This window comes from Inquilinus limosus DSM 16000, from assembly GCF_000423185.1.
Classification (GTDB): domain Bacteria; phylum Pseudomonadota; class Alphaproteobacteria; order DSM-16000; family Inquilinaceae; genus Inquilinus; species Inquilinus limosus.
Genome location: NZ_AUHM01000029.1, coordinates 64,321 through 86,646 on the forward strand (window position 1 = coordinate 64,321; position 22,326 = coordinate 86,646).

At 66.9% G+C, this 22,326-nt stretch carries 21 protein-coding genes; 15 read left to right on the forward strand and 6 right to left on the reverse strand.

Annotated features, from left to right (window positions below):
• The first annotated feature begins 69 nt into the window (after positions 1-69).
• From G537_RS39265 to G537_RS0122095, 4 genes are all read left to right on the forward strand, one after another.
• Positions 70-960: an NAD(P)-dependent oxidoreductase gene (locus G537_RS39265; RefSeq protein ID WP_051248854.1), complete on the forward strand. Its 891-nt coding sequence runs from the start codon at positions 70-72 to the stop codon at positions 958-960.
• Positions 957-1,808 (forward strand): alpha/beta fold hydrolase, encoded by an 852-nt coding sequence (locus G537_RS39270; RefSeq protein WP_051248856.1) that lies wholly within the window; start codon positions 957-959, stop codon positions 1,806-1,808. The genes G537_RS39265 and G537_RS39270 overlap by 4 nt, the downstream gene beginning before the upstream one ends.
• A 109-nt stretch (positions 1,809-1,917) precedes the next feature.
• Positions 1,918-3,021, forward strand: coding sequence for a helix-turn-helix transcriptional regulator (locus tag G537_RS0122090; RefSeq protein ID WP_026871969.1), 1,104 nt, complete (start codon positions 1,918-1,920; stop codon positions 3,019-3,021).
• A 70-nt stretch (positions 3,022-3,091) separates the two neighbouring features.
• Positions 3,092-3,532, forward strand: a complete 441-nt coding sequence (locus G537_RS0122095) for a DoxX family protein (RefSeq protein WP_051248858.1) — start codon at positions 3,092-3,094, stop codon at positions 3,530-3,532.
• Positions 3,533-3,600: 68 nt separating this feature from the next.
• Here G537_RS0122095 and G537_RS0122100 read toward each other — a convergent pair whose 3' ends face one another.
• From G537_RS0122100 to G537_RS0122110, 3 genes are read right to left on the reverse strand one after another with little or no spacing between them, the layout of a single operon-like run.
• Positions 3,601-4,380, reverse strand: a complete 780-nt coding sequence (locus G537_RS0122100; protein WP_051248860.1) for a MetQ/NlpA family ABC transporter substrate-binding protein — start codon at positions 4,378-4,380, stop codon at positions 3,601-3,603.
• Positions 4,381-4,405: 25 nt separating this feature from the next.
• Positions 4,406-5,071, reverse strand: coding sequence for a methionine ABC transporter permease (locus tag G537_RS0122105; protein WP_026871972.1), 666 nt, complete (start codon positions 5,069-5,071; stop codon positions 4,406-4,408).
• Positions 5,040-6,098 (reverse strand): methionine ABC transporter ATP-binding protein, encoded by a 1,059-nt coding sequence (locus G537_RS0122110; protein ID WP_026871973.1) that lies wholly within the window; start codon positions 6,096-6,098, stop codon positions 5,040-5,042. Before G537_RS0122110 ends, G537_RS0122105 begins: the two co-directional genes overlap by 32 nt.
• 542 nt (positions 6,099-6,640) lie before the next feature.
• Here G537_RS0122110 and G537_RS39275 point away from each other — a divergent pair.
• The 9 genes from G537_RS39275 (at position 6,641) to rfbA (ending at position 18,729) form a co-directional block, all read left to right on the forward strand.
• Positions 6,641-6,856, forward strand: a complete 216-nt coding sequence (locus G537_RS39275) for a hypothetical protein (protein WP_034852615.1) — start codon at positions 6,641-6,643, stop codon at positions 6,854-6,856.
• 172 nt (positions 6,857-7,028) lie between these two features.
• Positions 7,029-8,840 (forward strand): ABC transporter ATP-binding protein, encoded by a 1,812-nt coding sequence (locus G537_RS39280; RefSeq protein WP_034852616.1) that lies wholly within the window; start codon positions 7,029-7,031, stop codon positions 8,838-8,840.
• Positions 8,841-8,893: 53 nt separating this feature from the next.
• On the forward strand, positions 8,894-10,243 hold the full coding sequence (locus tag G537_RS0122125; protein ID WP_026871974.1) for a glycosyltransferase family 4 protein: 1,350 nt from the start codon (positions 8,894-8,896) through the stop codon (positions 10,241-10,243).
• Positions 10,240-11,715: a glycosyltransferase family 4 protein gene (locus G537_RS0122130; RefSeq protein WP_026871975.1), complete on the forward strand. Its 1,476-nt coding sequence runs from the start codon at positions 10,240-10,242 to the stop codon at positions 11,713-11,715. Before G537_RS0122125 ends, G537_RS0122130 begins: the two co-directional genes overlap by 4 nt.
• 183 nt (positions 11,716-11,898) lie before the next feature.
• Complete coding sequence (locus G537_RS39285; protein WP_051248862.1) at positions 11,899-12,858, forward strand: class I SAM-dependent methyltransferase; 960 nt, start codon at positions 11,899-11,901, stop codon at positions 12,856-12,858.
• Between the two features lie 12 nt (positions 12,859-12,870).
• Positions 12,871-14,118 (forward strand): class I SAM-dependent methyltransferase, encoded by a 1,248-nt coding sequence (locus tag G537_RS43075; protein ID WP_081688970.1) that lies wholly within the window; start codon positions 12,871-12,873, stop codon positions 14,116-14,118.
• The gene (locus tag G537_RS43080; protein ID WP_081688971.1) at positions 14,108-16,408 is read left to right on the forward strand and encodes a glycosyltransferase; all 2,301 of its coding nucleotides are present in this window, start codon (positions 14,108-14,110) and stop codon (positions 16,406-16,408) included. The genes G537_RS43075 and G537_RS43080 overlap by 11 nt, the downstream gene beginning before the upstream one ends.
• Entirely contained in the window at positions 16,405-17,640 is a 1,236-nt protein-coding gene (locus G537_RS0122160) for a glycosyltransferase (RefSeq protein ID WP_026871980.1), read from the forward strand. Before G537_RS43080 ends, G537_RS0122160 begins: the two co-directional genes overlap by 4 nt.
• Positions 17,641-17,823: 183 nt before the next feature.
• The gene (gene rfbA, locus G537_RS39290; RefSeq protein ID WP_051248864.1) at positions 17,824-18,729 is read left to right on the forward strand and encodes a glucose-1-phosphate thymidylyltransferase RfbA; all 906 of its coding nucleotides are present in this window, start codon (positions 17,824-17,826) and stop codon (positions 18,727-18,729) included.
• Positions 18,730-18,741: 12 nt separating this feature from the next.
• Here the strand turns inward: rfbA and G537_RS0122170 are convergent, their stop codons facing one another.
• Complete coding sequence (locus G537_RS0122170) at positions 18,742-19,245, reverse strand: DUF2938 domain-containing protein (RefSeq protein WP_026871981.1); 504 nt, start codon at positions 19,243-19,245, stop codon at positions 18,742-18,744.
• A 71-nt stretch (positions 19,246-19,316) separates the two neighbouring features.
• On the opposite strand from G537_RS0122170, the gene G537_RS0122175 reads away from it, so the two are divergent.
• Positions 19,317-19,976: an ArsR/SmtB family transcription factor gene (locus tag G537_RS0122175; RefSeq protein ID WP_026871982.1), complete on the forward strand. Its 660-nt coding sequence runs from the start codon at positions 19,317-19,319 to the stop codon at positions 19,974-19,976.
• Between the two features lie 11 nt (positions 19,977-19,987).
• On the opposite strand, the gene G537_RS0122180 is transcribed toward G537_RS0122175, so the two are convergent.
• Both G537_RS0122180 and G537_RS0122185 read right to left on the reverse strand, forming a co-directional pair.
• A complete protein-coding gene (locus G537_RS0122180; RefSeq protein ID WP_026871983.1) occupies positions 19,988-20,599 on the reverse strand; it encodes a gamma carbonic anhydrase family protein in 612 nt (203 codons plus the stop codon).
• A 54-nt stretch (positions 20,600-20,653) separates the two neighbouring features.
• Positions 20,654-21,109: a nuclear transport factor 2 family protein gene (locus G537_RS0122185; protein ID WP_026871984.1), complete on the reverse strand. Its 456-nt coding sequence runs from the start codon at positions 21,107-21,109 to the stop codon at positions 20,654-20,656.
• Positions 21,110-21,371: 262 nt separating this feature from the next.
• Here G537_RS0122185 and G537_RS0122190 point away from each other — a divergent pair, with 262 nt between their 5' ends.
• Positions 21,372-22,298 (forward strand): cysteine peptidase family C39 domain-containing protein, encoded by a 927-nt coding sequence (locus tag G537_RS0122190; RefSeq protein ID WP_026871985.1) that lies wholly within the window; start codon positions 21,372-21,374, stop codon positions 22,296-22,298.
• Positions 22,299-22,326: the final 28 nt, after the last annotated feature.

Below are 22,326 nucleotides of genomic sequence, written 5' to 3' on the forward strand. Positions count from 1 at the left end.
CCCGGCGTTTTGTAGGATGTAAGAAAGCGCGGCCGAATCCCGGCCCCGCCGCGACGGGAGGATGGAGACATGGCCGACATCGCCTATCTCGGCCTCGGCCTGATGGGCCGGGGGATGGTGCGCAACCTGCTGCGGGCCGGGCATCGCGTCCACGCCTGGAACCGCAGCCCGGTCGAGCTGCCGCAGGAGATCACCGGCCATCCCGGCTATGTCCGCGCCGCCTCGGTGGCGGAGGCGGCGTCGGGCCGCGGCTTGGTCATGCTCTGCGTCACCGGGCCGGACGCCCAGCGGGCCGTGCTGCTGGGGTCCGACGGCGCCTTCGCCCATGCGGCGAAGGGCGCGGTGGTCGTCGACAGCACCACCACCGACCCGGCGGTGTCGCGCAGCCTGGCCGCGGCGGCGGCGGAGGCCGGCCACGCCTATCTCGACGCCCCGGTCTATGGCAGCAAGGACCAGGCCTGGGACGGCGGCATCGGCTTCATCGTCGGCGGCGACGCGACGGCGCTGCAGACCGTGCGGCCGATCCTGGAGGCGGTCTCGGGCGGTGTGCATCATCTCGGGCCCAGCGGCGCCGGTGCGGTGATGAAGCTGGTCGGCAACCTGCTGTCGGCGGCGCAGATCGCGGCGCTCGGCGAGGGCCTGGCCCTGGCGCGCCGGAACGGGCTGGCGGCGGAAGGGGTGATCGAGGTGCTGGACCGCTTCGGCGGCTCCTCCGGCGTGATCCGCGGCGCCGCGCGCAAGACCCTCGCGAACGACTTCGAGCCGGCCTTCCACCTCAAGAACATGGCCAAGGACATCGGGCTGATGCTCGATCTCGGCCGCGCCGGCGGCGTGCCGATGCCCGGCACGGCGCTGACGGCGGAGCTGTATCGCGCCGCCCTGACCGCCGGCCATGGCGAGCTGCACGCCAACGCCGTGCACAAGGTGCAGTTCCGGCTCGCGGGCCTCGCGGAAGAATGAGCCCCTCGGGCCCCTCTCATCCGGCCACGGCCGGCGGCGTCCGGACCCGGCAGGTGCTGCTGGCCGACGGACGTCCGATCCGCTATCGCCTGATGGGAGCGGATGACGCCGCCCCGATCGTGCCCACCCCGATCGTGATGGTGCATGGTTTCGCCGGAGAGCTGCTGACCTGGGCCGCCAATCAGGTGTCGCTCTCGGCGCGCCGCCCGGTCTATGCCCTCGACCTGCCCGGCCACGGCGGCTCCTCCCAGGATCTCGGCGCCGGCGGCGTGCCCGGCCTGGCCGAGGCGCTGCTGGCCTTCCTCGACGCCGTCGGCGTCGGCCGCGCCCATCTGGTCGGCCATTCCCTGGGCGGGGCGGTGGTACTGCAGGCGGCCCTGTCCCGGCCGGACCGGTCCGCCTCCCTGACCCTGATCGCCTCGGGCGGCCTCGGTGTGGAGGCCGACACCGACTTCATCGACCGGCTGCTCGGCGCCGATGATCCGGCCGCCTTGGCGGCGGCGCTGCGGCCGCTCTACGCCGATCCCCGGCTGGTCACCCCGGCGCTGGGCGAGCTGGTGCTGGCGGCGTTGTCCGCTCCGGGGGCGCGCGAGGTGCTGCGCCGTCTGGCCGACCAGTGCTTCGCCCCGGGCCGCCAGCGTCTGGTGCTGCGTGACCGGCTGGCGGAGCTGGCGATGCCGGTGCAGGTGCTGTGGGGCACGGATGACGCCATCCTGCCGGTCACCCATGGCGATGGCCTGCCGGCGGCGGTGGCGGTCCATCTGTTTCCCGGCCAGCGCCATATGCTGCCGATCGAGGCGCCGGCCGAGGTCAACCGGCTGATCGAAGCGATCGTGTCCGCCGGGTGACTCTGTCGCGGCTGGGGCGGATGCCGGCACTTGCCCCGGCCCGGCAAACAGGATCAAGTGTCGGCAGGTGCGACGCGGCGGCGGAGGCCGCATGGAAACACTCGGGCAAATGAACGGTCTGATCGGCCGCATCTACGACGCCGGGGCCGACCAGGCGGCGTGGCGGCAGGTGCTGGTCGACATCTGCCGCTGGACCAGCGGCGAGGTGGCCCAGATCCTGGTGCTGGAGTCCGGGGCCTCGACTCCCTTCTTCAACGTCGCCGTCGGCTACGATGCGGCCGTCCATGCCCGTTATCTGCGCGAATACGCGCTGGAGGATCCTCGCCTGCCGGCTTGGCGCCGTCTGCCGCCGAGCGTCCATCTCTGCCATGAGGTGGTCGATCCCGCCTGGTTCGACCGCCAGGATTTCGGCGCCTTCCTGGATGAGCACGGCTGCCGCTGGACCATGGCGGCGATCGACCCGGGCTTCGACGGGATCTCGGGGATGAGCGTGCGCCGGCCGCGTCGGGCCGGGCCGTTCACGGCGGAGGAGGGACGGCGCTTCGATCTGCTGGTGCCGCATATCCGCCGGTCGCTGGCGCTGGCCCAGCGGCTCGACGCGGTGGCCGGCCGGGCCCGCCTCGCCGAGGACGTGCTCGACCGGCTCGACCGGGCCGTGGTCCTGCTGGCCGCCAATGGCCGGGTGGTGCATGTCAACACGGCGGCGGACCGGCTGTTCGAGAGCGGCCGGCTGCTGTTGCGGGGCAATCGTCTGGACTCCGGCGATCCGGCCGAGGCGGCGGCGCTGCGCGGGCTGATCGCGGCGGTGCTGGACCCGACCCCCCGCACCGGTCTCACCCGGCTCCTGTCCGGCTCCGCCGGGACGACGCTGATCGCCAGCGGCTGCCGCCTGCCGGACCGGCGCCCCGCCGCGGTCGCCGAGCCGCAGGCGGTGGCGGCGCTGTTCCTGACCCCGATCGGGTCGAGCCGCGACGATCTCGGCCAGGTTCTGCCGGCGCTGTTCGGGCTCAGCCGGGCCGAGGTGCGGCTGGCGATGGCCCTGCATGAGGGCTTCTCCCTGTCCGAGATCGCGGAGACGCTGCAGCTCAGCCGCGAGACGCTGCGCAGCCAGCTCCGCTCGGTCTTCGATAAGACCGGCACGCGGCGGCAGGGGGCCCTGATCCGCCTCCTGGCCGATCTGGCCCGCGAGAGCCGGCTGATGCGGCGGGTGTGATCGCCGACACGGCGCGGCCATAATGATGCGGTTAGCTTCGCCCATAGTGACATCATGAGCGAACCGTTTCATGTCCTCCACCGTTCTCGACCGACACACCGAGCGTAATTCAGGGCTCGACCTCATCCAGCTCGCCGGCCGTCTCTGCCTGGCGCTGGTCTTCTTCGCCGCCGGCATCGCCAAGATCCCGGACTGGGAGCCGATGGTGGCGATGGTGCGCGACCGCGGCCTGCCGGAGCCCGAATTGCTCCTGGCCGCCGCCGCGGCGCTGCAGATCGTCGGCGGCGCCCTCCTGCTGCTCGGCTGGCACACCCGCCTCGCGGCCCTGGCCCTGGCCGGCTTCACCGTGGTCGCCACCGTGCTGTTCCACGGCTTCTGGGACTCGCCGCCAAGCCGGTTCGAGCTCGACTTCGCGATCTGCATGAGCAACCTCGCCGTGTTCGGCGGCCTGCTCTTCATCACCGGCACCGGCGGCGGCCGCCACTCGCTCGACAGCGGCCCGACCGACTGAGCGGCGCATCAAAGAAAAAGGCGCACGACTGCGGGTCGCGCGCCCTTTGCCTGATTGGGGCCTCGCTCTTACCAGCCGGCCACCACCGCGCCCTTGAACCGGGTGGCGATGAACTGCTTCACCGCGTCGGTGTGGTAGCTGTCGACCAGGGTCTTGACCCAGGGCTCGTCCTTCCGCGCCGTCTGCACCGCGATGATGTTGACATAGGGGCCGTCCGCCGCCTCGCGCAGGATCGCGTCCTTGGACGGGTCCAGCCCGGCCTCGACCGCGTAGTTGGTGTTGATCGCCGAGATGTCGGTGTCGTCCAGCGACCGTGGCAGCTGCGCCGCGTCCAGCTCGATGATCTCGAGCTTCTTCGGATTGTCCGTGATGTCGGCCACGCTCGGCTTCAGCCCGACGCCGTCGGCCAGCTTGATCAGTCCCGTCGACTGCAGCAGCAGCAGGACGCGGCCGCCATTGGTCGGGTCGTTCGGGATGCCGACGGTGGCGCCGTCCTTCAGGTCCTCGATCTTCCTGATCTTCCTGGAATAGATGCCGATCGGGAAGGTGACGGTGTTGGCCACCTTGCTGATCTTGTAGCCGCGCTTCTCGATCTCGTTCACGAGGTACGGCTCGTGCTGGAAGGAGTTGGCGTCGAGCTCGCCGGAATCGAGCGCCGCATTGGGCACGACATAGTCCGAGAACTCGACGATCTCGATGTCGAGGCCCTTCTCATGGGCGATCGGCTTCACCTGCTCCAGGATCTCGGCATGCGGCCCCGGCGTGACGCCGATCTTCACGGTCTCGGCCACGGCCGGCTGCACGGCCAGGGCGAACGCCGCCGCGGCCAGAATCGTCTTCAGGCTCATCACACTCCCCCTCGGGTGGAAAGGCTCAGGCGGCGCGCTGCCGCTTGTTGACGCGGCGGGCCAGCCGGTCGCCGGCCATCTGCACCGCCTGCACGAACAGGATCAGCACGATCACGACCGCGGCCATCATCTCCGGCATGAAGCGCTGATAGCCGTAGCGGATACCGAGGTCGCCCAGCCCCCCGCCGCCGACCGCGCCGACCATGGCGGAATAGCCGATCAGGCTGACCACCGTCAGGGTCAGGCCGGCCACGATCGCCGGCATCGCCTCGGGCACCAGCACCTTGCGCACGATCTGCAGTGGCGAGGCGCCCATCGCCTTGGCCGCCTCGACCAGGCTCTGGTCGACCTCGCGCACCGCCGTCTCGATGATCCGGGCGATGAAGGGGATGCAGGCGATGGTCAGCGGCACGATCGCCGCGGTGGTGCCGATCGAGGTGCCGGCGATCAGCCGGGTGAAGGGGATGATCGCCACCACCAGGATGATGAAGGGGGTGGAGCGGGTGGCGTTGACCACCAGGCCGACGATGCGGTTGGCCGCCGGCGCCGCGAACAGCTCGCCCTTGCCGCTGGTCGCCAGCCAGATGCCGATCGGGCCGCCCACCAGCGTGCCGATCGCGGCCGAGACCGCGACCATGTACAGCGTCGCCCAGGCGGCGTCAGCCAGCAGCGCGAAGAGTTGCGGGGACATGGCCCAGGACCTCGACGGAAAGCTTGAGGGAGGTGAGGAAATCGATCGCCGACCGCGCCGTCTCCGGCCCGCCCGGCACGGCGACGATCAGGGTGCCGAAGGGCGCGCCCTGCACGCTGTCGACCTGGCCGTGCAGCAGCGCCACGTCGATGCCCAGGCGCCGGGCCAACTGGCCCAGCGCGGTGGTGCCGGTCTGCGATCCGGCGAAGACGAGGCGCAGCACGGTCTCGCCTCCGGCCAGCGGCGCCTCGGACAGCTTGGCGGCCAGGGCCTCCGGCAGCTCCGCGCCGGTGACGCTGGCGACGAAGGCGCGCGCCGTCGCCGTCTGCGGCCGGGTGAACAGGTCGAAGACCCGCGCCTCCTCGATCACGCGGCCCTGCTCCAGCACCGCGACGCGGTGGCAGATCGCCTTGATCACCGCCATCTCGTGGGTGATCAGCACGATGGTCAGCCCCAGCTCGCGGTTGATCTTCGCCAGCAGCTGCAGAATCGAGGCCGTGGTCTCGGGATCAAGGGCGGAGGTCGCCTCGTCGCACAGCAGCACGCTCGGCTCGCTGGCCAGCGCCCGGGCGATGCCGACGCGCTGCTTCTGCCCGCCCGACAGCTCGGCCGGATAGCGGTCGCGCTTGTCGGCCAGGCCGACCAGCTCCAGCAGCCGGTCGACGCGGGCGGCGATGCCGCGGCGGTCGAGGCCGGCCAGTTCCAGCGGCAGCGCGACATTGTCGAAGACGGTGCGGGAGGAGAGCAGGGCGAAATGCTGGAAGATCATGCCGATCTTCCGCCGCTCGGCCCTCAGATCCGCCTCCGGCAGCGCCGTCAGCTCGGTGCCGTCGACGGTGACGGTGCCGCTGGTCGGCCGCTCCAGCAGGTTGATGGCGCGGATCAGGGTCGACTTGCCGGCGCCGCTCGGCCCTATCACGCCGAAGATCTCGCCGCGCTCGATGGTCAGGGAGACGTCGGACAGCGCCGCGACCTGGGCCTGGCCCGCGCGGGTGAAGGTCTTGGTGACGGAATCGAGGCGGATCATGGACGGTGCCGGATCAGTGGATCGGTGCGGGGACGAAGATGGCCGCCGCGGGCAGGGCGGCAAGGGGCGGGGCCCCGGGTCAGGCGCGGCGACAGCGCATCGGCGCCGCGGCCATGGGCCGGTGCGCGAAAGGGCTGTGGGGCGTCCTGGTCATCGTCGCGTCCTCGTCTCTTCCGAGGGAACCACGACCTGCATCGTGGCGCTTTAGCGGTTGGTGACGCGGGCGCAAGCTGCTTCCCATCAAATCGCCGCGGGCCCGTCACGGTGGGCCGATCCGTCGCCCTCTAGATATCGCGGCGCCCCGGGCAGGTCAATCAATCGCGGCATGCGGCCTGTGGATTGCTGAGTTTCACAACTGAATCTTGAGATATTCGAAGTCCCGTTCTCTCGGCTGTCCGGCGGGATCGTGGCAGATCCATGTCATGCATGCTTACCATTGCTGCGCTGCAAAAAGGCCGATCCTGCCGAGACACAGACGTCCTACATTGGTGAGGCACAAGGAAAGACACGAGAGGCCGGTTTCGCCGGCAGTTGAGGTAAGCATGCATATCGACGTTCTGGACTTCGCTCCCGCCCCCGCCCGCCGTGCCGGCCTGTTCGCCCGGATGCGCGATGCCGTCGCGCGCCGCGTCGCCGAGCGCCGCCAGTACAACCGGATCTACGACGAGCTCCTGAAGCTCGACCGGCGCGAGATGGACGAGCTGGGCATCGGCCCGGCCGACTTCGACGCCATCGCCCGCGGCACCTATCGCCGCTGAGCCGGGCGCGGCCGCCTGTCGCAGGGGGCCGCTGCCGTCGCCGAACGGACAGGGCGCCCGCCCGCCGCAGCCGGACGAACCGGTCGCCGGCGGGCCGGGCGCCCTGTTTTCGTTCGGACCTGACGCGACTGTCATTTGGCGGATCGGCCGGACGGCGCTATATGAGCACCCCATGAGCAAGAGACCACGCGCCGAAGGGCCATCCGACTGGCAGATCGCGAAGCGGATGATGCGGGAGCACATGAAGGGCCATTTCTGGCGCTTCGTCATGGCGTTCCTGTGCCTCGGCGCCACCGCCGCCGCGACCTCGGCGATCCCCTACGCCCTGCAGCACACGCTCGACGGCATCTTCACCGAGAAGAACGCCGAGCTGCTGATGCCGATCTCGATCGCCGTGATCGTCATCTTCCTCGTGCGCGGGGCGTCGACCTACGGTTTCACCGTGGTGATGAACAGCATCGGCCGGCGCATCGTGGCCGAGCTGCAGATGCGCATGTTCAGCCAGAAGATCTGGGACGACCTGGCCAGCTTCCACGCCACCGCCTCGGGCCATCTGGTCAGCCAGTTCATCTACAACGTCCAGGCCGTGATGGGGGCGGTCTCGACCAGCGCCGCCTCGATCGGGCGCGACGCCACCACGCTCGTCGGCCTCCTGGTGGCGATGTTCTACATGGACTGGCGGTTGGCGCTGGTCGCCTCGATCACCTTCCCGCTCTCGGCCATCCCGGTCATCAAGGTCGGCCGCGACCTGCGCAAGGTGACCCGCAAGTCGCAGTTCGGCATGGGCGAGCTGACCAGCTACCTGACCCAGGTCTTCCAGGGCATCCGCCACGTCAAGGCCTACAATGCCGAGTTGCGCACCATCAAGGCGACGGAGACCTTCGTCCAGGCGGTGTCGAAGCTGTCGCAGCGGATGACGCGGATCAAGTCCTACAACACCCCGTTCATGGAGGTGCTGTCGGGCATCGCGATCTCCGCCGTCATCTTCTACGGCGGGTCGCAGGTGATCAGCGGCAACCGCACCACCGGCGAGTTCACGGCCTTCATCTTCGCGCTGATCTCGACCTATGATCCGCTGAAGCGGATCGTGAACACCTGGGGCTCGATCCAGCAGGGGCTGACCGCGGCGGAGGGCATCTTCGCCATGATCGACAAGCAGCCGACGATCACCGACCGGCCCGGCGCCGCCGTGCTGGACCGGGTGACCGGCGCGATCCGGCTCGAGGACGTGCATTTCTCCTACGGCCCGGCCATCCCGGCGCTGCGCGGCGTCTCGGTCGATATTCCGGCCGGGAGGACGGTGGCGCTGGTCGGCCCCTCGGGCGCCGGCAAGTCGACGCTGCTGAACCTGATCCCCCGATTCTACGACCCGTCCTCGGGCGCGGTCCGGATCGACGGGCACGATATCCGCGACGTCACCCAGCACTCGCTGCGTGAGCAGATCGGCCTGGTCAGCCAGGAGACGACGCTGTTCGACGCCACGGTGCGCGACAACATCGCCTATGCCCGGCCGGGGGCGAGCCAGGAGGAGATCGAGGCCGCGGCCCGCGCGGCGGCGGCGCACGACTTCATCCTCGCCCTGCCGCAGGGCTACGACACCCAGATCGGCGAGCACGGCGTGCGCCTCTCGGGCGGCCAGCGGCAGCGGCTGTCGATCGCCCGGGCCATGCTGAAGAACGCGCCGATCCTGCTGCTGGACGAGGCGACCTCGGCGCTCGACACCGAAAGCGAGCGCCAGGTGCAGGACGCGCTGACCCGGCTGATGGTGGGCCGCACCACGCTGATGATCGCGCACCGCCTCTCCACCGTGCGCGGCGCCGACCTGATCTACGTCATGGATCAGGGCCAGGTGGTCGAGACCGGCAGCCATGCCGAACTGCTGAAGCGCGGCGGCCTCTACGCCCGGCTGTGGGCGATGCAGACCGCCGAGGACGAGCGGCAGGCCGAGGCCGAGACGCAGCCCGCCGTGGCGGTGGCGGGGTGAGTCCGCTATCCCGCTGCAGATCGGGCTGAGCGGCCGAGCTCGGGGGAGGGGCCTTGTCCCGCATCTTCTGCGACATGACGACGATTCTGGCGCATGCGCGCAAGCATGCGACCGTGACCGGCATCCAGCGGGTCGTCCTCCGCGTCGTCGGTCATCTGGTGGCGATGCACGGGCCGGACGCGGTCCGCGGCATCGCCTGGCATCCGAAGCTGCGCCGGGTGGTCGAGATCGACCTCTCCTTTATAGGACCGGACTATCGGTTCGAGGCGCGGCGCGGCGATTTCCTGCGCGAGATGGCGCTTCCCGACGACGCGGGCGGCCGGAAGCAGGGGCTTCTCGGCCGGTTGGAGAGCCGGAGGCGCCGGCTCCGCTGGGGAGCGCTCGGCGGTGCCGCCGGGCACGAAGGCCGCTTGCGGGAGCCTTCCCTACAGCCGGACGACGGGATTCTGGTGCTGGCGCCGAACTTCCGCAACGAGCCCTACATCGCCTATCTGGCGTCGCGGAAGGCGGTGGGCAACCGCGTCTTCCAGATGATCCACGACGTCATTCCGCTGTTGAAGCCCTGGCTGGCCAAGCCCGGCCATGACGTCGAGTTCCGCAAGTTCCTCGAGCGCGCGGCCGATTATGTCTCCGGCTTCCTCTGCGTCTCCGACCAGACCGAGGCGGATCTGCGGCGGGTGATGCCGGCCGCGGGCGGCGCGATCCCGACGCGGGTGGTGCCGCTGGCGCACGAATTCATGGGCGAGGTGGAGGACGGGACGCCGATCGCCCATTCCATCCGCGCCCTGGCGGAGCATCCCTTCGTGCTCTGCGTTGGCACCATCGAGGTGCGCAAGAACACGTTGGCCCTTTGCAAGGTCTGGGCCCAACTGCGCCAGGACATCGGGGTCGGCCTGCCGCGGCTGGTGCTGGCCGGGCAGCGCGGCTGGCTGACCGAGGACGTGTTCGACCTGCTGCGCGCCACCGGCAACCTCGGCGGCTATGTCGCGGTGGCGGAGCGGCCGTCGGATGCGGAGCTCGCCTTCCTGTACCGGAACTGCCGGTTCACGGTGTTCCCCAGCCTGTACGAGGGCTGGGGCCTGCCGATCGGCGAAAGCCTGTGGTTCGGCAAGCTCTGCATCACGTCGAAGACATCGTCGATGCCGCAGGTGGGCGGGGATCTGGCGGAGTATGTCGATCCGCACGATCTCGAGGACATGCGGCGGGTGATCGGGCGGGCGGTTGGCGAGGGGGGCTATATCGAGGGTCGGGAACAGGCGATTAAGCAGACCCAGTTGAGGCGCTGGCGCGATGTCGGTGAAGATGTCTATGGCAGTTTGACTTCTTCAGGGCCCCCATCTGTGGGGACATATTTGACGCCCGTGTCGGAACTGTCGGCGGAAAATCAAGCAGGTGATCCTTGAGCGCTGAAAAGGTGATCTATTTTGACGTCAGTGATGTCGTCGAATTTGCGCGCTCGAACGAACGGCTGAGCGGTATTCAAAGGGTCTCGATAGAGATCATAAAGTACCTTTCGCAGGTCTACGGCAACGAGCATCTTCGTCTCATCTGCTATCACCCGCTATTTAAGCGGATGCTATGGTTCTCCGCCGAGCCGTTTAGCGCTTCCTATGTATATGATCAGGCAGAATTCTGCCGCTATTTCTCCATTGAATACCGCGCTGCCGGTTTCCGTAAGCTTCGGGACTACTTGAAGCAGCGGTACAAGAGCCCGATCAAGCGAGTCTTCCACGGTTTGCGACTGCGCCTGCGAAACGCGCTGGATCAAGGACGTACGTTCGAGCGCCACAGAATACGTCAGAAGCGCCGTCGTAAGTTCGAAGCGAAGCCGGCGCACGCCTTCGAAATCTCCTTCAAGAGGGGGGACTGTGTCTTTATCACGGGAGCCACATGGGGCGATCTTTTCAGGACATATGTGGACGCCTTGATGGAGGCCAGAAGGAGCATTGGCATCGAAGTCTCGCTCTTCGTGCATGACCTGATACCCTTGGCTTGCCCGGAGCACGTGGTGGACAACGTGCCGGAGCAGTTCTCGGACTGGATCAGCCGAATGAGCGATCTTGTCGATCTGTTCCTGGTGAACTCCGAAGCCACCCGGCGGGATCTCGAGCGCTTCATGCAGGCGCACACCGGGCGCGCCACGCCGATCCGTGTCGTTCCGCTGGCTCACGAATTCCTATTGCCAGACGATCATCGCGGGGTGGCGAAGGTTCCGGCCAAGTTCTTCGATCCGGAACGTCACAGCTTCAATCGCCGTCGCATCCGCGCCGAGGTGCTGAACGCGGCCCAGCTTCCATATGTCCTGGTCGTTGGTACGATCGAATCGCGGAAGAATGTCTGGACATTGGCGACCGTCTGGCAGGAGATCTATCGGCGCCTGGGCTTCGACACGCCGCGGCTGGTCTTCGCCGGTAAGCACGGTTGGCTTAAGGGAGCCTTCGACGATTTCCTCCAAGGCACCGGCAATCTCGACGGCTATATCCGGATTGTTGACCGGCCGGACGATTTCGAGCTGGCCTACCTTTATAGGCGCTGCCTGTTCTCGGTTTGCGTCAGCTACTATGAGGGCTGGGGCCTGCCTATCGGCGAAAGCCTCTGGTTCGGGCGCCCCGTCGTTGCCTCAAACGTGAGCTCGATGCCCGAGGTCGGCGGGGCGCTTGTCGAATATGTGGATCCTTACGATCCGAACTCCATCCTCGACGCCTGCCTCAGGCTGATCACGGATGATGAGCATCGCGAGGCGATGGCCCGGCGGATTCGCCGGGAGGATCTTCGCCGGTGGTCCGATGTGGCCGAAGGGATCTGGCAAGCGCTGAATGCGTCGACCGAAGCCGAAGAGACGCGGGGAGGAGCGGTCGACAGCCGGACTTCATAGGGAATGGGGCGCGCTGTCGGGTGTTCGGAACCGGGAGCAATCGGAGATCGCCTCGCAGCTCAAGGCCGTGCCGATCGAGGCCAATTGAGTTGGCTGGCATTCTCTGGCACAACCCAGCCCCTGTGAGTGCTGGTTGGTGCGAAATCGAAAAAGGGGCTGGCGGGCGTGGGATTGCTTAGACCTTTGAGGCGGCGCATCGAGCGGCCGATCTGGAAGCGCATCTCGAAGCAGATTGAGCCGCGGCTCGGATCGATGCAGGAGCGCCTGGATCGGCTCGAGGCCGGCTGGCGTCAACATGTGCCTGCCTTCCTCAACGCAGTCTCCACGGTGGGGGCGTTCGGGCACGAATTGTCCCGCAATCGCAAAGAGGTCGACGACCTGCGGAGGCGCCACGAGGACGTCTCGTCGGAGATCCCGTTGCGCCTTCAGAAAGTGCAAACGGAACTGACGGAACGCAGCGAAGCGCTGCATGGCGAGTTTCGCAATTTCGCTCACAACACGGATGGCAGCATCGCCAAGCTGTGGGAACGGATCGAATTCGTCCGCCGCGAGATCATGTTCGAGATGGCCTATGGCGGGGCGGCAGTCAAGCGAGGTCAGGCCAAGCCCGCGGGCCGGATCGTCAATCAGGACCGTGTCGACGAGCAACGGCGCGCCGGTCATGTCCGGTTGAATATCGGATGCGGCCATATCCCTCTGGATGGCTACATCAACGTTGATATGCGGGAATTGCCGGGCGTCGACATCGTGGCCGAGGCTGCCGACATCCCGGTAGAGCCTGGCAGCATCAGCGAGATTTTCTCGGCACATCTCATGGAGCATTTTCCGCAGGAGGAGATCCGGAGGCGCCTGCTGCCCTACTGGCGGGACCTGCTTGTCGAAGGAGGTCTGTTCCGGGCGATCGTACCGGATGGAGAGGCGATGCTCGCGGGCGCCGCTGCCGGGACCTATCCGTTCGAGGATTTCCGGGAGGTCCTGTTCGGTGCTCAGGATTACGACGGCGACTTCCACTACAACATGTTTACGCCGGAGAGCCTGTCAATCTTGCTGCAGGAGGCGGGGTTCCGCGATGTCGTCGTCCCAGTCAAGGGACGGCCGAACGGCAAGTGTTTTGAATTCGAGATTCAAGCAACTCGTCCATAGTCGAGGGATTCGATGCCGCCGACCAGCAGCTATCAGGAATTGGATGCGACGCTGAGTCGAGCCGACGAGTTGATGCAAACCGACTATGCGGCAGCCATTCGGCTTCTCGGCGCTTTTACCATGGGTTTCGAGGATCCAGGCCCATTGGATCCATTCACCGACTCTTATCGTGATTGGGTTCTTGGGACATATAAGCGTATAGCTAACCAGGATCTCTATGATCCGGAAAGAGCTGAGCTGGACCCCAACGTGTCTCGGGAGTTGCCGTTTCCCGAGTATTTTCCCTTCTCGACAAAAGATCCGAATTTCATTGGATCTTACATGATGGGTGTGGGAAACATATTGCGGAATCTCGCGCTTCCTTCGGGAAGTCGGGTCATCGAGTACGGCGTTGGCTGGGGGCATGTTTCAGCGGCTCTCGCACGAGCCGGATACGCGGTCACCTGCGTCGATATAGAGCCCAAGTTCCTCGAAATCGCGCGTCGTCAGGCAAAGGCCCTGGGCAATCACCTCGATACGTGGGAGGGGCATTTCGGATGCAATCCCGCGGATGGGTCGAAGTTCGATGGGGTGGTTTTCTTCGAGGCCTTTCATCATGCCCTCGAGCACGGCGCGGTGGTGGCCAATATCCGGAATCTACTGCGTCCGGGCGGTCGGCTGATATTGTGCGGAGAGCCAATCGATCCATCCTTTCCCGTGCCGTGGGGGCTGCGCAGGGATGGCCATGCGCTTTGGGCTGTTCGCCGCTTTGGCTGGATGGAACTGGGATTTCAGGAGAGCTATTTCATCCGTCTCCTGCTGCGGTCCGGCTTTCTGGTGCAGAAGGAGGTGACGCCGAACTTGGGCCTTCTCGGTCTTCTGTATCACTGCACAAGACATGACGGCCGGGTCGAATTGGAAAAGACTATCTTGCCCGCGGATGAGGAGGAGACCTGGGTTCTCGATTCGGCTACGAAACGGCGCTTTGCCCAATGGGCCAGTCGCTTGACCTTGGATAATTCCAGTGAGTGGCAGAGTGCGACGGTCCATGCAGAAAACTATCTGCCGGTTCCGATCGAAGTGAACCTCTATTGCGGAAGCTATGTGGCGCGGCACAACTTCCAGCCGGGCGAGCGTCGAGACTTTACAATTCCGCTGAGCGGGACTAATCGGGTCCTCCACATCGGGTCCGAAACACGAGTTCCTCGTGAAGTCGGAGGTGGTCCGGATGCTAGGGCTCTTGGCGTGATGGTGGAGGCGATTTCTTACAATGGAGCTTAGCCAAGCTCGAGACGAGAACAAAGCCGGATCGGTGCCGCGCTTCTCTGTCGTCATCTGCACTGATGGACGCGCCGACGCCTTACGCAACACCCTGGATTGCCTTCGTTACATCGACTACCCCTCGTTTGAGGTCTGTGTGGTCCACGGGCCGACACAGGATGGCACCGACGTTGTTCTGGGTGGTTATCGCGGTGCGATAAAGGTCGCGGCCAATCCGGAACGGAACCTGTCGATATCGCGGAATATCGGTATCGCCATGGCGTCGGGCGACATCGTCGCATTCATCGACGACGATGGGCTTGCCGAACCTGAATGGCTGCGGGATTTGGAAGTCGCCTTCCGCGACGCTCCGGTCGGCGGGGCCGGAGGGGTCGTCTACGACCATACGGGAGCCTCTCCGCAATATCTCTATTCGAGCGCCGATCGTTTGGCTCGTGCCGACTGGGCACGTGCGACGCCGGCCGATGACTACAACTTTCCTCTCTCCTACAACTTCCCGTATGTTCAGGGCACCAATAGTGCCTTTCGTCGCTCCGTTCTGCTGGAGCTCGGCGGCTTCGACGAAGAGTACGAGTTTTATCTAGACGAAACCGATCTGTGCTGTCGCTTGGTCGATGCGGGCTGGAAAGTTGCGCAACTGCCCGCGGCTCTCGTCCACCACAAGTTCCTCCCCAGCGCGATCCGCAACGAACACCGAGTGACCCGACATCGCTTTGCGGTGATCAAGAACAAGATATATTTTTCACTGATCAACAATCATGGCCATCACAGTGTTGATCGGGCCGTCCGAGACGCGTCGGCTTTCATTGACGAGCATGCGCGGGATATTGCCTGGCATATCGAACGGGGAACTCTCAGCGAGGAGGATCTGAAGAGTTTCCACCGGGATTGCGAGCGCGCATGGACGGTAGGCCTGTCCCGCGGTCTGAGCGGCCAGCGCCGGCTGCTGCGCCATGAGACGCTCAGCCGCTATGCCGCAGGCTATCTCGAATTTCCCCGTCCCAACCCCGAGGGCGGGCGGCGCACCTATTGCTTTCTCAGTCAGGAGTATCCGCCCGGGCGTACAGGCGGGATCGGCCGATATGTCCATCAAGCGGCCCGAAGCATCGCGGCATTCGGACATCATGTCCATGTGCTGACTCGCGGGGAAGGCCATGACCGCGTGGATTTCGAGAACGGGGTCTGGGTCCACAGGCTGCTGGCACGCCCGGAACAGGCCCAGGCTTTGCCTGCCGGCCTCGACGTTCCTGCGCCTGTTTGGGTCGCCTCCTCGACGATGACCCAGGCGGTTGCGGCGATCGACGAAAAGCGGCCGGTCACTGCCATCGTCGCCCCCACCTGGGACTGCGAATCAATCGGTCCGCTCACGGACGGTCGGCTTCCCGTCTGCACCAGTTTACACACGATGTTGCGTTCCTGGCTGGATAGTCATCGAGAGTTTGCCGACGACGCCACCTATATGCGTGAATTCGGCACGCCGATGCTGGCATTGGAGCGTCATGTCCTGCAGCACTCCGATCGCATCCTCGCGAACAGCGAAGCCATCGTCCGCCAGATTCAGGAGAGCTATGGCCTGACGTTCGAGCCGGACCGCCTGTCCCTGGTCCCTCACGGTCTGGAGGACTGGAGCGATCTTCCCGCCGAATGCCCGCCGGATCTGGCCCCCGGGTCGTTGCGGATGCTGTTTGTCGGCCGCCTGGAAGCCCGCAAGGGAATCGACGTGCTGTTCGACGTGGCGAGATCCCTCCTGCCGAAATATCCGCACCTTCATCTCGACGTCGTCGGCAACGACAGCATTCAGGGGCCGAATGGCACGACTTGGCGGGCCTCTTTCGAAGCCGATTTCAGCATCGACCAGATCCGGGATCGCGTTGTGTTCCACGGCGAGGTCAATGACGAGCGGTTGCGAGGCTTCTACCGAAGCTGTGATTTGCTGGTTACGCCCTCGCGGTTCGAATCCTTCGGCCTGATGCTTATCGAGGGCATGATGTTCGGCAAGCCCGTCATCGGCTGCCGCGCCGGCGGAATGGTCGAGGTCGTGGAGGACGGTGTCAGTGGCCTGCTGGCCGAGCCGGGTGACCGGACGTCTTTGGCTGAGTGCGTGGAGCGATTGGTAACGGACAAGACATTGCGAGAGCGCCTGGGAACAGCGGCCCGGGCCCGGTATGAGAATCTCTTTACGGCAGAGCGGATGGCCCGAGGCATCATCGACTGTCTGGATCGCGCGGCCATCGCCCATACTCGAAGACCCGCGCGTGAGACCGGGCCGGCGGCGATGGCACGGACATGATCTCCGGCTCCGCTTCTCCGGCGGACGGTCGCATCCCCGACATCCCGCTGCGTGTCGCCGTCATATGTCCGATCGTCGTCCAGCACGACGCGATCTCCGCCGCCGCGGTGGATACATACCGCGCCTTGGCAAATGATCCGCGCTTCGATGTCGTTCTGTTGACGTGGTGCAATGATTTCCCGGAGATCAAGGCGCGTATCGTGCAGGGCGGGGTCGCGGACATGCTGCTCGACCCAGCATTCCTCCGCGCTGATATGCTCGTCTATCACTTCGGCATCTATGCCGAACTGATCGATGCCTTGCTGGTGGGCAACGGTCATGCGATCCAGGCCGTCTACTTTCACAACATTACCCCCGCCGCGATCGTCCCGGCGGCAGATCGGCCGGTTATCGAGCGATCCTTCCGGCAGATGTCGAATCTTGCACATGCCGACGAGGTGTGGCCGGTCAGCCCCGTCAATGCGCAGGAACTGATTGATCGGGACTTCGATCAATCGCGCCTTCACATCATCCCATTGTCGGTCGAAGGGCCGCGACTGCTGGATCTGGAAGGCAAGCCAGCGAAACCCATAGAGATTCTCTTTGTTGGACGCTTGGTGCCATCCAAAGGCGTGCTCGACCTGGTCAGGGGAATGGCACGCATCCGGCAGCGGCTTCGCGTGCCCGTGCGTATCCGGATCGTCGGGAACGAGCGTTTCTCCGACCGGGCCTATATCGCCGCCGTCCGGGCGGAGATCGCAGCGCTCGAAGGCGATCTGTCGGTCGAGCTGCTCGGGACCGTCGATGACCAGCGCCTGCATGACCTCTATCTGTCGTCGCATGTCTTCGCCATCCCCTCGTATCACGAAGGCTTCTGCAAGACTGTCGTGGAGGCTCTCAGGGCCGGCTGCATTCCCGTTGGGTACGCGGCCCATAACTTGCCCAATGTCGTCGGTGGCTTGGGGCGATTGACGGCCGCGGGCGACATCGACGCACTCGGCGAAGCGATGCTCGATGTTGTGAACGGAACAGCAGCGGCCCTGGATGCGCCTGAGCAGCCGCACCTACATCTCGACCGTGGGCGCATGTCGCTCCGGGAATTCGACCGCGAAGCCAAGCGACACGTCGATGCCTTCACTTTTCGTCGATTTGCGGAGACGACGTGCGAGCGGATTCTTGCTTTGTGCCAGGGGCGTCGGCGGCGGGCCCTAAAGCCGGCGGCATCGTCTCTCATCATCGAATCCGCGTCGTAAGCCATTGCGATCGTCACTAGCCGCGGTGGTGACGCCGGATGAGCACAAGCTCGGCTCTCCCAGGCCGCGTTGGCGAAGCCGAGGTCGGGCTGGAATGAACATCCATCATTCGGCAGTTGACCGATTCAGTCCGGACAGACATCCAGAAGTGGCCGTTCTCGTCTTCCACCCTCGGGAGTCCCCATGAAAGGCATCATCCTCGCCGGCGGCAGCGGCACCCGGCTGCACCCGCTGACGCTCGCCACCTCCAAGCAGCTGATGCCGGTCTATGACAAGCCGATGGTCTACTACCCGCTCAGCGTGCTGATGCTGGCCGGGATCCGGGAGGTGCTGGTCATCTCCACCCCGCACGACATGCCGCAGTTCCAGCGGCTGCTCGGCGACGGCTCGCAATGGGGCATGACCATCGAGTATGCGGTGCAGCCCAGCCCGGACGGGCTGGCCCAGGCCTACATCATCGGCGCCGATTTCGTCGCCGGCGGCCCCTCGGCGCTGATCCTCGGCGACAACATCTATCACGGCCATGGCCTGCCGGAACTTCTGGCCTCGGCCGCCGGCCGGCCCTCCGGCGCTTCGGTCTTCGCCTATCATGTCGACGATCCGGAACGCTATGGCGTGGTCAATTTCGGCGCCGACGGCCGGGCCGCGGCGATCGAGGAGAAGCCGCGCAACCCGACCTCCAACTGGGCGGTCACCGGCCTCTACTTCTACGACGCGGAGGTGGTCGACATCGCCGCGAACCTGAAGCCCTCGGCCCGCGGCGAGCTCGAGATCACCGACGTCAACCGCGCCTATCTCGAGCGCGGCCGGCTCCATGTCGAGAAGATGGGCCGCGGCTTCGCCTGGTTCGACATGGGCACGCATGACAGCCTGCTCGAGGCCGCGAGCTACGTGCAGACGCTGGAGCGGCGCCAGGGCCTGCGCGTCGCCTGCCCGGAGGAGATCGCCTATCTCCAGGGCTTCATCGACCGGGAGCAACTCGTCGCCCAGGGCCGCAAGCTGGAGAAGAGCGGCTACGGCAAGTACCTGCTCAAGGTCGCCGAGATCGAGGAGCCCGGGGAGCTCGCGCGCGGCCGGTCCAAGGCCTGACGCCGCGCGCCCTCACGCCCCCATCAGCGCCGCCGTGACCAGGGCGGCGAGGTAGAGGCCGATCCCGAACACCGCATGGGTCATCAGGCTGCGCAGCCTCGCGGCGGTCGGGTTCGGCGTCTTCGAGGCCGCGATGCCGATGCCCAGTCCCGGCTGCATCAGCAGGAACGGCGCGGCCACCGTGACGAGGCCGAAGGCCAGCGCCGGCGGCAGGGTCGGGTCGCGCGCCCAGCCCAGGCCGGAGATCGCCAGCAGCAGCGCCGCGAACACGATCCCGGTGCCGTAATGGACGATCCAGCCGAGGGCGCGCTCGCCCGCGACCGGCGCCGCCTTGCCGATGCCGTCATGCACGAAGCGGCCGCGCGGGAAATGCCCGACCCAGCGGCCGACCATGGCCCAGTCGAGCCCCCGCACGCCCGTCAGCCGCGCCAGCAGCGCCGTCCACAGATCGGCAACGACCGTGGCGCCGGCCCCGATCGCGACCGCGCGCAGCCCGAATTCCAGCCCTTCATCCATCCGTCGTCCCTTCCGCATCGGAATCATTCAATGAATTGCTTGATTGATGAAGCGATGCTAGCCTCCTGTCAATGACCGACGCCCAGACCTTGATCTTCACCGAGCTGGCGGAGCTCGCCCGCACCCTCGGCCACGCCCACCGGCTGATGCTCCTGGAGCAGATCGGCCAGGGCGAGCGGCCGGTGGAGCGCCTGGCCGAGCTCTCCGGCCTTTCCGTCGCCAACGCCTCACAGCATCTGCAGCATCTGCGGCGCGCCGGGCTGGTCGAAACGCGGCGGGACGGCAAGCGGGTGCTGTACCGGCTGGGCGGCGGCCCAATCGTGCCGCTGCTCGCCGCCCTACGCCAGCAGGCCGAGCATCGGCGGGCGGAGATCCGCGACGTGCTCGCCGACAGTCTCGGCCGGCCGGAACGGCTGGAGGGCATCTCTCGCGAGGAGCTGCTGGAGCGGCTGCGCGAGGGCGGGGTGACGCTGCTCGACGTCAGGCCGGGGGAGGAGTTCGCGCTGGGCCACCTGCCCGGCGCCGTGAACATCCCGGTCGAGACGCTGGAGCGCCGCCTGGCCGAGCTGCCGACGGGACGGGAGATCGTCGCCTATTGTCGCGGCCCCTACTGCGTCCTCTCGGTCGAGGCGGTCGCCGCCCTGCGCGCCCGCGGCCTGAAGGCGCGGCGGCTGCGCGACGGTTTCCTCGACTGGAAGGCGGCGGGGCTGGAGGTGGAGACGGCGGGATAAAGGCCGGCGGCTCAGCCGGATTCGTCGATACGCGTCTCCGAGCGGTGCACCGACAGCCGCTCCGACAGCCGGGCGGTCACCTCGCGCATCAGGCCGGGCGTCCCGCGGTCGAGCCCGTAGACGAAGCCCGGGAAATCGAGCGGCTTCTGCAGCGCCCAGATCGCCTCGTGCTGGTCCGGCGGCAGGATCCGGGCCGGGTCGCCGACCGCGACCCAGCCGATCGGCACGGTTGCGCCCGCCTCCAGCCGGCTGCGCAGATGGACGGTGCCGTTGACCCGGATCTCCGCGCCGTCGCCCACAACCGCGCCATGGAACACGGCGGCCCCGGTGGCGATGAAGACCTCGTCGCCGATCTCGGCGCCGACGACATGGCTGTTCGGCCCGACCAGGCAATGGTCGCCGATCGTGCAGGGATGCCGCGCCGTGGCGCGGATGACCGCGTTCTCCATCACGATGCCCTTGCGGCCGATCCGGATCGACCCGCCGGCCTCTGCCACCAGCCGGGCGCCGTGCAGGATCCGCGCGCCCGGCCCGATGGTCACGTCGCCGCAGGCCGTGGCGTCCGGTGCGACCCAGGCCTCGGGGTCGATCGTCGGCTTGTGCTCCCCGTAGCGGATGATCATCCCCGTGCCTCCTCGTTGCTGCCGGCCCCGGCCAGTATGCCGTCGAGGCCGCGCTCAGGCCTCCTTGCCCTTGTGGTAGGCGTCGGCCTTGATGATCTCCACGCCACGCCAGCCCCAGTAGACGCGGTGCTGGCGGATCAGCCCGTCCTCGATCTCCATCACCTCGAAGAAATCCATCTGCTCGCCGTCGGGCGTGGCCCGCGGATATTCCCACACCAGCGTCCGGCCGTCGGTGAAGTAACCGCGGCGGTGGAAGCTGCGCCGGTCGGGCTTCCGCGGCGCGGCCTTGTCCAGCAGCGCCTTGATCCGGTCGCGCCCGCGCAGCACCCCGTCCGGGCGGCCCAGCAGATGGGCGACCAGCGGGCTCTCCAGCACGGCGTCGGGGGCGTAGAGGGCGATCATCGCCTCGAGGTCGTCCTCGGACCAGGCGCGGTCCCACTCGCGGTAGACATGCTCCAGCATCTGCCCGAGCTCGTCCGGGAGGGATGTGCGGCTCAGATTCTCGCTCACCGTTGTCTCCTCGGTTCCGGGCCCCTTCCACCCGGGACAACGGCGGCCGCGAAAACGGCGTTCCGCGCGGCAGCGCACCCAAGTGCCGATGCGGCCGGTGCCAGCCGAGATGGGGCTGAGGGCGAATTCAGGTTCATGAATTTCGACAAATTATTCGTGAGGCTTTCGGCCAGTATTTTTGTCGTAAAGTTGATGTTGACAATTCCCGGAAATTTTCCGCTCTTGTCGTGTCGCCTCGATGAAATTGGAGATGGCGACGGCCATGACGTATTTCCGCTATATCGGCTCCGGCCCCTATTGCTACGCGAATTCCTTCGCGATGATGTTCGGCGACCGCACGCCCTCGACCGCGGTGATCGAATTCGCCACCGGCAGCCCCTTCGGCATGCAGCTGGTCGGCGGCACCCTGCCGTTCTTCGACCCCTATGGCTGGACGCCGGAAGCCGGGTTCGACGGTGTCCTGGACGCTCTGGGCTGGACCTCCTCGCTGCACCGCGGCGGCACGGCGGGGCAGGCGCTGGCCGCCCTCGCGGCGGCGCTGGCGGACGGACCCGTCTGGGTCGGCCCGGTGGAGATGGGACATCTGCGCCACCAGCCGGAGATGACCGGGCCGATCGGCGCCGACCATTACGTCGTCGTGCTCGGCCTGGAGGAGAGGCGGGTGCTGATGCACGACCCGCAGGGCCATCCCTATGCCACGCTGCCGGTCGACGACTTTCTCGCCGCTTGGCGGGCCGAGACGGTCGACTACGCCACACCCTTCACCTTCCGCACCGGGTTCCGGCAGCTGCGGGCGGTGGCGGAGGAGGAGGCGGTCCGGGCCTCGCTCCCCGCCGCGATCCGCTGGCTTTCGATGGCGGAGGGCCGCCATCTGCCCGCCGGCACCCTCGGCAACGGCGCGGCGGCGGAGCGCCTGGCCGAGCTGATCGAGGCCGGCGGCGATCCCGGGCTGCGCGAACACCTGATCCAGTTCGCCGTCCGGGTGGGCGCCCGCCGCGCGGCCGACGCCGCGACCTGCCTGGCTCGGATCGGGCGAGGGGAGGCGGCGCGGATCATGGACCGCCAGGCCCGTCTGATCGGCGCGCTGCAGCACCCGCTGGTGGTCGGCGACGCCGCCGCGGTCGCCGGCCTGCTGCGTCGCCTGGGGCCGAGCTACGCCGAGCTGTCGGCCGCGCTGGAGGCGGGTTGACGCCGTGGCCACGCCGGTGTCCGGTCGG